A 10,944-nucleotide genomic window follows, 5' to 3' on the forward strand; every position below is an offset into this window, starting at 1 on the left:
GCACGGTTCACCGCGTCATCGCCCGGAGATACCTAGTTGTATGTGGAGCCGCAGCCAGGAGGGACCTCCCGTGGACATCTGGTGGACTCTGCACCTCAAGCGCGACCCGGCCAGCGTCCCGCTCGCCCGGCGCATCCTGCTCGGTGCCATGGCGACGGCGGGTGTCGATCCGCAGATCGCCCACGACCTCGGGGTCGCCCTCACCGAGGCCTGCGCCAACGCCGTCGAGCACGGCGCCTGCGGCCGGCCCGAGGACGGCTTCCAGGTCACCGCCTCCATCAGCGGCGACCGGCTGCGCATCGAGGTCACCGACTCGGGCCCGGGCCTGCCCGCCCCGGCCGCCCCGCGCACCCGCCGCCCCGCCGCCCCCGCGGCCGCCCCCACCCGCCCGGCCCCGCACGCCCGCCCCCGCCGGGGCCGCGCCAGCGTGCCCGCCCGCGTGCTCACCTCCCACCGCCCCCGCCGCGACGGCCACCCCTACGACACCCACGTCCTCCCGCACCGCCCCACCGCCCCCACGCTGCGCCCCGTCGACCTCGACACCCTCCCCGACCTCACCGCCGAGTCCGGCCGCGGCCTCTTCCTCATCCACGCCCTCACCGACCACGTCCAGCTCCGCAACCACCCCCTGCGCGGGGCCATCGTGAGCTTCGACAAGATCCTCAAGTGGCAGGACAACGCCCTCCTGCGTGCCGCGTCCTGACCCGGCGGCCGCCCGGTTGCCGGGGGTCGGGGGCGGGCGGACGATGAGGGGCATGAGGCATCAGATGCGAGCCGAGTACGGCGCCGGCGGGGCGGCGGGTGGGGTGCGGCTGTGGCACGTGGTCCGGGGGGAGGAGAGCGTGGCGATGTGCGGGCGGGAGCTGGCGGCGGACGCTCGGGTGCGGGAGGCGGTGGACTGGGGGAAGACCGCGGAGTTGTGCTGCCACACCTGCGGGGCGTACTTCCTGCGCGAGGCGCCGTACCTGGCGGCCGAGCACCAGTAGCGCGGCACTACCGTGTCCGGCATGGACGAATCCCTGGTCCGGCCACGGTCGTTGACCGATGAGATCGAAGGGGGTGCCGCGCGGAGCTCGCCCCGGGAGTACGTCGACGCCTTCCTGACGCGGCTGGAGCGGGTGGACCCGCTGATCCACGCGTTCGTGCCCGAGGCCGGACGGGCGGAGCGGCTGCACGCGCAGGTGCGGGAGGCCGCCGGGCGGGGGCCGCTGCACGGGGTGGCGGTGGGGATCAAGGACATCGTGCACGTGGCGGGCCTGCCGACGCACGCCGGATCGGCGCTGCCGCCGGGGGTGCTGGCCGGGCCGCAGGCCGTGGTGGTGGACCGGCTGTTGGCGGCCGGGGCGCTGGTCGCGGGCAAGACGACCACCGCCGAGTTCGCCGGGAGCGCCCCGGGCCCGACGCGCAATCCGCACCACCCGGGCCACACCCCCGGCGGCTCCAGCAGCGGTTCGGCGGCCGCCGTCGCGGCGGGGCTGGTGCCGCTGGCCGTGGGCACCCAGACCGTCGGCTCGGTGATCCGCCCGGCCGCGTACTGCGGGGTGGTGGGCTTCCGGCCGACGTACGGGCGGATCCCGTTCGCGGGGGTGATCCCGAACGCGCCGAGCTTCGACACCCTGGGCGTGTTCACCTCCGACCTGGCGGGCGCGGCCCTGGCGGCCTCGCTGCTCTGCGAGGACTGGCGGCCCGACCCCGCGGCCGACCCCGCTGCCGCGCGGAAGCCCGTGCTCGGGGTGCCGGAGGGCCCGTACCTGGAGCGGGCCGAACCGGAGGCGCTGCGGGCCTTCGAGGGGTGGATCGCCGGGCTGGAGGCGGCCGGGCTGGTGGTGCGCGGGGTGCCGCTGTTCCCCGAATTCGTGGAGACCGCACGGCAGTTGCAGGTGATCAACCGCTTCGAGATGGCCCGTAGCCACGCCGACTGGTTCGCCCGGTTCGGCGGTCTGTACCGGCCGGAGACGGCGGCGGGCATCCGCGTCGGCCAGGGCGTCGCGGCCGAGGACCGTACGGCGGCGCTGCGGTCCAGGGAGCGGCTGCGCGAGCGGGTGGCGGCGCAGGCGGCCGGGGCGGGGGTGGACCTGTGGCTGGCCCCGTCCGCGACCGGTGGCGCGCCGGAGGGGCTGCACAGCACGGGGGACGCGGTGATGTCGCTCCCGTGGAGCTACCTGGGCCTGCCCGCCCTGAGTCTGCCGGCCGGTCGGACGGCGGCCGGGCTGCCGCTGGGCCTCCAGGTGGTCGGCGCGCGGGGGCGGGACGAGCTGCTGTTGGCTCAAGCAGCTGACGTGGAACGGGTGTTGGCGGAGGGTTAGGCGAGCGCCGGATCGGCAGGGTCGGTGGCCTCGGCGCGCAGCAGGCGCAGCAGGAGGCGTTCGGCCCGCTGGTACGGGGTGTCCTCCTCGTGCAGCACGGCCTGGGAGTTGGCCGTCTCCAGCACGGAGACGAGGGCGAAGGCGAGGTCCCCGAGGTCGGTGTCCGGTCGTAGGCCCCCGGTGGCGCGGGCCTCGGCGAGGGTGGCGGTCACGGTCTCGTGCCACTCGCGGGAGCAGGCGGCGAGGGCGTCGCGGATGGTGCCGGGGCGGGCGTCGAACTCGGCGGTGACCTCGTAGAAGAAGCAGCCGCCGGGGAAGATCCGGGCCCGGGAGTAGGCGAGCCAGCTCTCGCAGAGGGCACGGGCGTGGGCGAGGCCCGGCGGGGTGTCGGCGACGGGGGCGACGACGGCGTCGGCGAAGATCCGCCGGGCGGCGCGGACGGTGGCGAGCTGCAGTTCCTCCTTGGAGCCGAAGCCGGCGAAGACGCCGCTCTTGCTGAGCCCGAGGTCGGTGGCGAGCCGGCCGATGGAGAGGGCTTCGAGGCCCTCGACGGAGGCGATCTCGACGGCTCGGCGCAGGACGGCCCGGCGGGTCTCCTCCCCGCGCAGGAGTCGCCTGTCGGTGGTCGGTCCGGCCATCGTCCGCCCCGTTCTGGTCGCCGTGGGTCGCGGTGCTGCCAGCCCAGGGTAGTGCGTGGGCGCAGTTGCGCCCTTGCGCGGGCGTCCATAAAACTGTACGAACGGTCGTGCTAGCATCTCGTCCGCAGGAACGAGCGACAGGGAGACTCCGATGGGCCCCGCCCACGCACTGATCCGCACCACGCTCAACGGCACCGCCGCCCTCGCCCCCGGCCCGGCCGGGCGGGCCGCCTTCGAACTGTTCCGCCGCCCGCTGCGCCGCAGCCGGGTCCGCGGCACCGAGCTGGAGATCCACCGCCGCGCCGCCGTCGAACCGCTGCGGGTGAACGGCAAGCCGGTGGTCGGCTACCGCTGGGGCGACGGCGAGCGGCCCGTCCTGATGCTGCACGGCTGGCGCTCCCGGGCCTCCCGCTTCGCGCCGTACGTGCCCCGGCTGCGCGAACTCGGCCTGAGCGTCCTCGCGTTCGACGCCCCGGGCCACGGCGACTCGGGCGGGCGGGCCACCAGCGTGCTGGAGTACCGCCACCTCGCACTCCAACTCCAGGACAGGTACGGCCCGTTCGAGGCCGTCGTCGCCCACTCCCTGGGCGTCTGCGCCGCCTTCGGCGCCCTGGCGGACGGCCTGCGGGCCGGTCGGCTGGCCGCCGTCTCCGGGGTGTCCTCGGTCGGGTTCTTCCCGGCCGCGTTCTGCGCCGGGCTCGGGCTGAACGCCGCCGTGGAGCGCCAACTGCGCCTCCGGATCGAGGAGTCGCTCTTCGCGGGGGACGCGGGCGCCTGGGAGCGCTACGACGCGGCCCAGCAGGCGGAGGCCGTCGGCCTGCCCGTCCTGGTGGTGCACGACGAGGACGACCGGGTCGTCCCGCTCGGCCAGGCGCACCGGCTGCACCGCGCGTACGGCGACCGGCTCGACCTGATCGTCACTCAGGGGCTGGGTCACCGAAGGATCGTCACGGAACCGACCGTCGTTGATCAGGTGATCGGATTCATCTCCGCCGACACGTCTGCCGACGCGTCTGCCGACACGTCTGCCGACGGACCCACCGACGGATCCACCGACCAGGAGGTCACCACCGCATGACGCCCTACGACATGAAGCACGTGGCCGCGAAGCTCGTCGACCTGCACGCCCGTTCGCTGGACCTGGCCGCCGAGGTGGTCGACACCGTACGGCCCGAGCACCTCGACCTGCCCTCCCCCTGCGCCGGCTGGACGCTGCGCAAGCTGCTGGAGCACGTCATCGGCCAGCAGCAGGGCTTCGCCGCGGCCGCCCGCGGCGCCGGACCGGACCTCGCGCTGTTCACGGACGCGCCGGTCGGGCCGGACGTGGCCGCCGAGTTCCGCCGCACCGGCGCCGAACTCACCGACGCCTTCCGGGAGGCCGCCGCCGCCGAGCGGGCGGTCTGGCTGCCCGAGATCCGCGACGGAGGCCCCTTCCCGATCACCCAGACCGTGGGCTTCCACCTGCTCGACACCCTGGTCCACGGCTGGGACGTCGCCGCCGCCCTCGGCACCGCGGAAGCCCTGGTCGCCGCGGTGGAGGCCGAGGACGCCTTGGTCGGCACGCTGCTCAAGGTCACCGAGGTCGTCCCGGACACCCCGGAGGCCCGGGCCCCCGGCATGGCCTTCGGCCCCGGCCTGGAACCGGGCCAAGGCGGCGCCCGCTTCGCCCGCGCCCTCGCCCTGCTCGGCCGCGACCCGCTCTGGAAGGCCGCTAGTTAGACGGCTTGGACGGCTTCTCGTCCGGGAAGCGCGGCCCGCCGATCAGGAAGAGCAGCGCGGCGGCGGGAAACCCGAGCGAGGCGGCGAGCACCACGATGAACTGCCAGAACATGATCCGCTCCTCGTCAGTCCAGGGCCGCCCGGGCACTCGAAGGTGAACCCAAACCCGGCAGGCCCGAATTGGCCGAAAAGTCCAGCCGGTATCCGACGGTATGGCCGATTCGCCCCCGCTGCCACCGGACACCGCCCCCGATCCGCGCCACACCGGCGCACGGGTCTGGGCGCGGGCCGGGGGCGGCGTCCACACTGTCGGGATGCAGCTACAGCTCGCGGGTGAAGCACAGCGGCCCGACCGGGAGAGCGAGGACTTCGCGGCGGCCTCGCCGGAAGCCCTGGTCCTGCTGGACGGCTCCGGTTCACCGGCCGGGATGGAGTCCGGCTGCCGGCACGGGACGGCCTGGTACGTGCGCAGACTCGGGGTGCACCTGCTCGCCCGGCTCACCGACCGCGCCGACCGCTCGATCGCCGAGTGCCTGGCCGACGCCATCGTGGAGACCGCCGCGCTGCACGGCGGCCGCTGCGACCTCGGCCACCCCAACACCCCCGCCGCGACGGTCGTCGCCGCCCGGCGGCACGGGGAGTCGCTGGAGTACCTGGTGCTCGGCGACTCCCTGCTGGTGCTGGAGTTCACCGACGGCCCGCCCCGGGTGATCGGGGACAACCAGCGCTTCCCGGACGGCGAGGAGCTGCGCCGCCAGGTCTGGTCCACCGTCCCCGGCTCCGCCGAACGGGCCGCGCTGCACCTGGAGTACGCGCTGGCCGTCCGCGCCGCCCGCAACCGCGGCGACGGCCCCTGGATCGCCGCCGCCAGCCCCCGCGCGGCCGGCCACGCCGAGACGGGCTTCGTCCGGCTCGACGGCCTGCGCGCCCTGGCCGCCCTCACGGACGGCGCCTCGCGCTACACCGAGCGCTTCGGCCTGGGCAGCTGGGCCGACGCCCTGCGCCTGCTCGCCGAGGCCGGCCCGGCCGAACTGATCGCCCAGGTCCGCGCCGTGGAACGCACCGACGCCCGGTGCGAACGCTGGCCCCGCGGCAAGGCCCACGACGACGCCTCCGCCGTCTACGCACTCCTGTAGACGCGCGCCCGCTTCGGTTCCGTACGGTTCCCGTCACTTGTTGCATCGTGCTGCAGCGCAACTCTGCAAGATGCTGCACCCGAACTCCCTGGAAGCGGCCCCCGCCGGCTGGCATATTTCTCGTTGTCAGCAGCGAGCGGAAACGCCAAAGGGAACGGGAGTGAAAGTGGCTCGGTCGGGGGAGAACATGAAGCGGCGAATGATCGGCCGGATTTCCGGGATCGCATTCGCGGGGTCTTTCGCGGTGAGCGGTCTGGTGCTGGGGAGCGCCGGTTCGGCGCAGGCCGTGACCACGAACCAGGCGGCCGTCAACTGCCCGCTCGGGGTCACCGCCGCCATCGGCGAAACCTCCGTCTCTCTCGTCGCCCCGGTGCTGCCGACCCGTCCCACCTGCCCGATCATCGGCCCGCTGCCGGTCGTCAAGGCGGGCGCGGCCGGAGGCCTGATCACGGCGCGCACGGCCGCCTGGGACTAGTCCCGGCTTCGTGCTGGGCCCGCGCGGCAAAAGCCCTGGGAAACAGCGAATTCAAGGAAGAAACAATGCGGACGATGCGGACGAAGTTTTCAGTGGCGGCTGCGGGAATTCTCGCGGTCATGGCGGCCTGCGGAGGCCTGCTGATCCGGTCGGAATCCGAATCCAAGGGAATCGGTTACGCGTTTCTCGGGCTGGTTTTCGTCGGGGCCATCGCGGTGGGGACCATGATGAGGGGGAAGCGATGACCGGCCCCGGGCTCGACATCGTCCTCGACGCGGTCACCAAGGAGTTCGGCGGCCACCGGGCGCTGGAAGAGGTGTCGTTCACCGCGCGGGCCGGCCGGGTCACCGGATTCGTCGGGCGCAACGGCGCGGGGAAGACCACCGCGATGCGCATCCTGCTCGGGCTGGCCGCGCCCGGCAGCGGCACGGCCACCATCGGTGGCCTCCCGCACCGGCAGCTGCCGCCCGGGACCGTCGGCCACCTGCTGGACTCGGCGTTCCACCCCGGCCGGACCGGGCGGGCGCACCTGGAGATCCAGGCCGCCGCCCTCGGACTCGACCGCAGCGGGATCGACGACGTCCTGCGGGACGTCGGCCTCCTGGAGGCCGCCGGCCGCCGTACCCGGGGCTACTCGCTGGGCATGCGCCAGCGCCTGGGCCTGGCCCGGGCCCTGCTGGGCTCGCCGAAGGTGCTCGTCCTGGACGAGCCCACCAACGGCCTGGACCCGGACGGCATCCTCTGGCTGCGCGAGCGGCTGCGCCGGGCCGCCGACGACGGCGCCACGGTGCTGGTCAGCAGTCATCTGCTGGGCGAGCTCGAGCAGTTGGTCGACGACGTGGTGTTCCTCCAGGGCCGAGTGGTCTGGCAGGGCACGCACGGCGACGCGGCCGAGGAGTCAACCGACGGAAGTCTGGAGCAGCTGTACCGTCAGCTGGTCGGAACGGGAGCGGCAGCATGAGCGCTGCAGTGGCCATCGGATCGATGGCGGTCGACGGTGCCACGCTGAAGCGTGCGACGGCGGCCGAGTGGGTGCGGGTCCGTACGACCCGGGTCTGGTGGGGGCTGCTGCTGGGCGCGATGGGCATGCCCGCGATGTCCACGCTGGGCGCGGTCAGCACCGTCGGCAAGCCCGGCGGGCTGGACGCCGGCACCCCCGAGGGTCTGCACCAGGCGCTGAGCAACGGGTTCAGTTCCGCGCTGCTCGCCGCCGTGCTCGGCGCGCTGCTCGTCACGACCGAGTACCGCCACCGCACCGCCGGTGACTCGATCACCCTGCTGCCGGGCCGCGGGACGTGGCTGCTGGCGAAGGCGGTGGTCGCCTCGGCCCTGGGGCTGGTCTACACGATCTTCGGTCAGCTGACCGTCCTCGCCATCGGGGTGCCGATGCTGGGATCGAAGGGCGTGGACGTCGACCTCTGGCACGGCGACCTCTTCGGGACCATCTGGGGCACCTGTCTGCTCGGGCCGTTCGCCGCCGTCTTCGGCGTGGGGATCGGGGCGCTGGTGCGCAATCAGGTCGCCTCCGTGGCCGGTCTGGTGATCTACACCATCCTGCTGGAGGGCGCCCTGGTGAAGTTCCTCCCGGAGGTCGGCAGGTATCTGCCCGGCGGCGCCATCGCGGCGATCGCCCTGGACCCCGGAGTGGACCACGTGCCGATGGCGGCGGGCTTCCTGCTCTACGCCGCCTGGGCGGGAGCGGCCCTGTACGTCGGCGCCCGGCGCCTGGCCGCGCAGGACGTGGCCGGCTGAGACGTCGGCCCCAAGAGACTTCCCCGCCGTACGGCGGGGGGAGAGCGCCTGCCACATCCGTGGCGGGCGGTGGAGAAGAACACTGAAAGGTGGTGACCGGCATGCGCAACGACATCGACGTGGTGGAGCTGGTTGAGGTCGAGGAGCTGGAGGAGCTTCAGGCTCCGGGCTTCTGGGACACGGCGGCCGGCTTCGCCGTCGGTGCCGGTGTGGTCGGCGGTGGCCTGGCCATCGGCATCGCGATCACCTGATCCGACCTTCTACAGGAACCGAGGAACAGCACATGACCGAGCTGAACCCTTCCGGCGCCGTGGACCTCGCCCTCGTGGTCGAGGAGCTCGAGGCGCTGGAGGCCCCGGGCTGGGGCTGGCCCGAGTGGACCGCGGTGGGCACGACCATCATCGCCGGTGGCATCGTTCTCACCTGATCCGGTCAACTGTCCTGCCTCTGGCGGGAGTTCGAGTGCGGGAGAGGGGGTGAAAACAATGCAGAACAACATCGACGTGATGGAGCTGGTCGAGGTCGAGGAGCTCGAGGAGCTTCAGGCCCCGGGCTTCTGGGACACGGCGGCGGGCTTCGCGGTCGGCGCCGGTGTGGTCGGCGGTGGCCTGGCCATCGGCATCGCGATCACCTGATCCGGTCAAGCGTCCTGCCTCTGGCGGGAGTTCGAGTGCGGGAGAGGAGGTGAATGGAATGCAGAACAACATCGACGTGATGGACCTGGTCGAGGTCGAGGAGCTCGAGGAGCTCCAGGCCCCGGGCTTCTGGGACGGCGTGGCCCTCGGTGGCGCCTTCGCGGGTGCCGTCGGCGCCGGCATCGGCATCGGCATCGCGATCACCTGATCCGGCCACTGACCGAACAGGCAAGAAAAAAGCGCCCCCTGAAAGAGTCACAAGCCTGGCAGCTGAAGACGACTCGAACAGGAAGCGCGAAGAACGATCAAAGGAAGGATACCTCATGACGCTGGAACTGATCCAGAGCGAGTCCGAGCTGGTCGTCGAGGAGCTGGAGGAGCTTCAGGCTCCGGGCTTCTGGGACGGCGTGGCCCTCGGTGGCGCCTTCGCGGGTGCCGTCGGCGCCGGCATCGGCATCGGCATCGCGATCACCTGATCGGCACGGGGCGGTGACCGCAGGGTGAGAAACCCGGGCGGTCGCCGCCCCGCCCCACGTCTGAGCAGATCCCCAAGACTTCCGGAGGAACAGTGAGCGCGGTACAGGCCACGGCCACGGTGACCGGCCGTGCGCACGACGAGATCCCCGACGGCGACGCAGGCGCGTTCGACCTGGTGATGCGTCCCGGCCTCGACTTCGTCCCCGACAGCGACGGCCGCCGGGTGATCGTGGTGGACCGGGTGAGCGGCCGGCAGCTGCGGATGGCGCCGAGCGCCGCCGGTCTGCTCCGCTCCCTGGACGGCACCCGCACCCGCGCCTCCCTGGCCGCCGACCTCGGGGTCGCCGACCCGTCCGTGGTGGACCGGGCGCTGGCCCGGTTCGCGGAGCTGGAGCTGACCACCACCGTCGCCGACGCGGCCCACCTGCCCGAACCGAAGGCGCCCCGCCGCTGGGGCTACCGTCCGCCGGGCATCCTGGAACTGACCATCCTCAACCCGGCCCTCCTGCTCGCGGCCTGCGCCCCGGTCGGGCGCGCGCTGGCCTCCCGGGCCGGCGCGGCCCTGGGCGCCGCGGTGACCGTCGGCGGTCTCACCCACTTCGCGCTGGCCGGTGCCGGCGCGCTCCACGAACTCGACCGGCCCGCGAGCCTGCCCGTCCTGGTGGCCCTGCTGGTCGCGATGGTCACGACCACCTTCGTCCACGAGCTCGGCCACGGCCTCTCGCTGGTGCGCGGTGGCGGCCGGGTCCACCGGCTGGGCGTGATGCTGATGTACGGCAGCCCCGCGATGTTCTGCGACGTCAGCGAGGCCTGGCGGCTGCCCCGCCGGGAGCGGTTGCTGGTGGCGCTGGCCGGCATCCGGGTCCACCTGGCCACCGCCGGGCTGTCCGGGGCGATCGCCCCGCTGCTGCCGCACGGCGGCGCACGGCAGCTCGCCGCGGCGCTGGTGGTCTCCAACCTGCTGATGGGCGCCGTCAACCTGTGCCCGTTCGTGAAGTTCGACGGTTACCTGGCCCTGATCGGCTGGCTCGACCGGCCCAACCTGCGCGCCCAGTCCATGGAGGACGCCGGACGGGTCGCCGCCGTCACCGTGTTCGGCGGCCGGCTCGACAGCCGTCCGAGCCTGCGCCGGGTGCTGTTCGGCGTGGCCTGCGCCGTCACCGCGCCCGCCCTGGTCACCTCGGCCTTCCTCAACTACCAGGCGTTCGCCCTGGTGGTGCTCGGCCCGGTCGGCAGCGTGCTCGTCCTCGCGGTGGTGGGCTGGGCCGGCTTCCTCGGGCTGCGCAAGGCCGTCCGCTGGTTCCGGCTGGCGGGTGAGCACGGCGCGGGACCGCTGCGGCGCTCGGCCGGGGCGCTCGTCCTGGCGGCCCTGGTCGCGGCGGTGCTGTACGGGGTCACCGTCCCGCGCACCGTGACCTCGGTGTACGCCTCCACCCCGCAGGGCCCGGTGATGGTGCTGCCCGCCGACACCGGCGCCGACCGGCTGGCCGGACACCGGGTGAGCCTTCAGGCATCGGGCATGGTGCTGCACCCCGCGGCGGGGGAGGCCGTCGTCTGCGGCGGCGCCGTCAGCCGTCCGGTCTCCGCGGCGGCCGGCTCGCCGGTGGAGATCGGCGTCGACGCGCAGATCTCCCGCACGGTGGTGCCGCTCTGCACGGACGGCCCGCTCGCCCAGCCCGACGGCCTGACCTCCGTGCACCTGGACGACGTCCCGCTCGGCTCCTGGCTGGTCGGCACCTTCCTCGCGCCGGCCTGGTCGCAGCTCTTCTGAACCGCCCCACGACGTACCTGGAACCACTGGAGACT

Annotated in this window: 16 protein-coding genes; 15 read left to right on the forward strand and 1 reads right to left on the reverse strand. The window is 73.7% G+C overall.

What is annotated here, in order from left to right:
- Window positions 1-70 precede the first annotated feature (70 nt).
- From ACIBCA_RS14195 to ACIBCA_RS14205, 3 genes are read left to right on the forward strand one after another with little or no spacing between them, the layout of a single operon-like run.
- Complete coding sequence (locus tag ACIBCA_RS14195; protein ID WP_396283146.1) at window positions 71-703, forward strand: ATP-binding protein; 633 nt, start codon at window positions 71-73, stop codon at window positions 701-703.
- Between the two features lie 52 nt (window positions 704-755).
- Window positions 756-986 carry a hypothetical protein gene (locus ACIBCA_RS14200; protein ID WP_396283147.1) on the forward strand — a complete coding sequence of 77 codons (231 nt, stop codon included), beginning with the start codon at window positions 756-758 and terminating at the stop codon, window positions 984-986.
- A 21-nt stretch (window positions 987-1,007) separates the two neighbouring features.
- Entirely contained in the window at window positions 1,008-2,306 is a 1,299-nt protein-coding gene (locus ACIBCA_RS14205) for an amidase (RefSeq protein WP_396283148.1), read from the forward strand.
- Here the strand turns inward: ACIBCA_RS14205 and ACIBCA_RS14210 are convergent.
- Window positions 2,303-2,944 (reverse strand): TetR/AcrR family transcriptional regulator, encoded by a 642-nt coding sequence (locus tag ACIBCA_RS14210; RefSeq protein WP_396283149.1) that lies wholly within the window; start codon window positions 2,942-2,944, stop codon window positions 2,303-2,305. The two genes, ACIBCA_RS14205 and ACIBCA_RS14210, sit on opposite strands and share 4 nt — an antisense overlap.
- A gap of 151 nt (window positions 2,945-3,095) precedes the next feature.
- Here ACIBCA_RS14210 and ACIBCA_RS14215 point away from each other — a divergent pair, with 151 nt between their 5' ends.
- From ACIBCA_RS14215 to ACIBCA_RS14270, 12 genes are all read left to right on the forward strand, one after another.
- Window positions 3,096-4,022 carry an alpha/beta hydrolase gene (locus ACIBCA_RS14215; RefSeq protein WP_396283150.1) on the forward strand — a complete coding sequence of 309 codons (927 nt, stop codon included), beginning with the start codon at window positions 3,096-3,098 and terminating at the stop codon, window positions 4,020-4,022.
- A complete protein-coding gene (locus ACIBCA_RS14220) occupies window positions 4,019-4,663 on the forward strand; it encodes a TIGR03086 family metal-binding protein (protein ID WP_396283151.1) in 645 nt (214 codons plus the stop codon). Before ACIBCA_RS14215 ends, ACIBCA_RS14220 begins: the two co-directional genes overlap by 4 nt.
- A 314-nt stretch (window positions 4,664-4,977) precedes the next feature.
- Complete coding sequence (locus ACIBCA_RS14225) at window positions 4,978-5,799, forward strand: protein phosphatase 2C domain-containing protein (protein WP_396283152.1); 822 nt, start codon at window positions 4,978-4,980, stop codon at window positions 5,797-5,799.
- A gap of 70 nt (window positions 5,800-5,869) precedes the next feature.
- Window positions 5,870-6,274 carry a hypothetical protein gene (locus ACIBCA_RS14230; RefSeq protein WP_396283153.1) on the forward strand — a complete coding sequence of 135 codons (405 nt, stop codon included), beginning with the start codon at window positions 5,870-5,872 and terminating at the stop codon, window positions 6,272-6,274.
- Between the two features lie 241 nt (window positions 6,275-6,515).
- Window positions 6,516-7,235 (forward strand): ABC transporter ATP-binding protein, encoded by a 720-nt coding sequence (locus ACIBCA_RS14235; RefSeq protein WP_396283154.1) that lies wholly within the window; start codon window positions 6,516-6,518, stop codon window positions 7,233-7,235.
- Window positions 7,232-8,026: an ABC transporter permease gene (locus ACIBCA_RS14240; RefSeq protein WP_396283155.1), complete on the forward strand. Its 795-nt coding sequence runs from the start codon at window positions 7,232-7,234 to the stop codon at window positions 8,024-8,026. The genes ACIBCA_RS14235 and ACIBCA_RS14240 overlap by 4 nt, the downstream gene beginning before the upstream one ends.
- Window positions 8,027-8,127: 101 nt before the next feature.
- Window positions 8,128-8,277, forward strand: coding sequence for a daptide-type RiPP (locus ACIBCA_RS14245; protein ID WP_396283156.1), 150 nt, complete (start codon window positions 8,128-8,130; stop codon window positions 8,275-8,277).
- A gap of 32 nt (window positions 8,278-8,309) precedes the next feature.
- Window positions 8,310-8,453 carry a daptide-type RiPP gene (locus tag ACIBCA_RS14250; protein ID WP_396283157.1) on the forward strand — a complete coding sequence of 48 codons (144 nt, stop codon included), beginning with the start codon at window positions 8,310-8,312 and terminating at the stop codon, window positions 8,451-8,453.
- A gap of 58 nt (window positions 8,454-8,511) precedes the next feature.
- Entirely contained in the window at window positions 8,512-8,661 is a 150-nt protein-coding gene (locus ACIBCA_RS14255) for a daptide-type RiPP (RefSeq protein ID WP_396283158.1), read from the forward strand.
- A 58-nt stretch (window positions 8,662-8,719) separates the two neighbouring features.
- Window positions 8,720-8,869 carry a hypothetical protein gene (locus ACIBCA_RS14260; protein ID WP_396283159.1) on the forward strand — a complete coding sequence of 50 codons (150 nt, stop codon included), beginning with the start codon at window positions 8,720-8,722 and terminating at the stop codon, window positions 8,867-8,869.
- A 115-nt stretch (window positions 8,870-8,984) separates the two neighbouring features.
- Complete coding sequence (locus ACIBCA_RS14265) at window positions 8,985-9,137, forward strand: hypothetical protein (protein ID WP_158845151.1); 153 nt, start codon at window positions 8,985-8,987, stop codon at window positions 9,135-9,137.
- A 92-nt stretch (window positions 9,138-9,229) separates the two neighbouring features.
- Entirely contained in the window at window positions 9,230-10,909 is a 1,680-nt protein-coding gene (locus tag ACIBCA_RS14270; protein WP_396283160.1) for a hypothetical protein, read from the forward strand.
- Window positions 10,910-10,944 lie beyond the last annotated feature (35 nt).

This window comes from Kitasatospora sp. NPDC051170 (assembly GCF_044455705.1).
GTDB lineage: Bacteria > Actinomycetota > Actinomycetes > Streptomycetales > Streptomycetaceae > Kitasatospora.

Bases quoted from the DNA above. Each gene is read 5' to 3' on its own strand.
- ACIBCA_RS14215 (WP_396283150.1), top strand. From the start codon at position 3,096: ATGGGCCCCGCCCACGCACTGATCCGCACCACGCTCAACGGCACCGCC.
- ACIBCA_RS14205 (WP_396283148.1), top strand. From the start codon at position 1,008: ATGGACGAATCCCTGGTCCGGCCACGGTCGTTGACCGATGAGATCGAA.
- ACIBCA_RS14260 (WP_396283159.1), top strand. From the start codon at position 8,720: ATGCAGAACAACATCGACGTGATGGACCTGGTCGAGGTCGAGGAGCTC.
- ACIBCA_RS14250 (WP_396283157.1), top strand. From the start codon at position 8,310: ATGACCGAGCTGAACCCTTCCGGCGCCGTGGACCTCGCCCTCGTGGTC.
- ACIBCA_RS14255 (WP_396283158.1), top strand. From the start codon at position 8,512: ATGCAGAACAACATCGACGTGATGGAGCTGGTCGAGGTCGAGGAGCTC.
- ACIBCA_RS14200 (WP_396283147.1), top strand. From the start codon at position 756: ATGAGGCATCAGATGCGAGCCGAGTACGGCGCCGGCGGGGCGGCGGGT.
- ACIBCA_RS14245 (WP_396283156.1), top strand. From the start codon at position 8,128: ATGCGCAACGACATCGACGTGGTGGAGCTGGTTGAGGTCGAGGAGCTG.
- ACIBCA_RS14230 (WP_396283153.1), top strand. From the start codon at position 5,870: ATGCTGCACCCGAACTCCCTGGAAGCGGCCCCCGCCGGCTGGCATATT.
- ACIBCA_RS14220 (WP_396283151.1), top strand. From the start codon at position 4,019: ATGACGCCCTACGACATGAAGCACGTGGCCGCGAAGCTCGTCGACCTG.
- ACIBCA_RS14240 (WP_396283155.1), top strand. From the start codon at position 7,232: ATGAGCGCTGCAGTGGCCATCGGATCGATGGCGGTCGACGGTGCCACG.
- ACIBCA_RS14210 (WP_396283149.1), bottom strand. From the start codon at position 2,944: ATGGCCGGACCGACCACCGACAGGCGACTCCTGCGCGGGGAGGAGACC.
- ACIBCA_RS14235 (WP_396283154.1), top strand. From the start codon at position 6,516: ATGACCGGCCCCGGGCTCGACATCGTCCTCGACGCGGTCACCAAGGAG.
- ACIBCA_RS14225 (WP_396283152.1), top strand. From the start codon at position 4,978: ATGCAGCTACAGCTCGCGGGTGAAGCACAGCGGCCCGACCGGGAGAGC.
- ACIBCA_RS14265 (WP_158845151.1), top strand. From the start codon at position 8,985: ATGACGCTGGAACTGATCCAGAGCGAGTCCGAGCTGGTCGTCGAGGAG.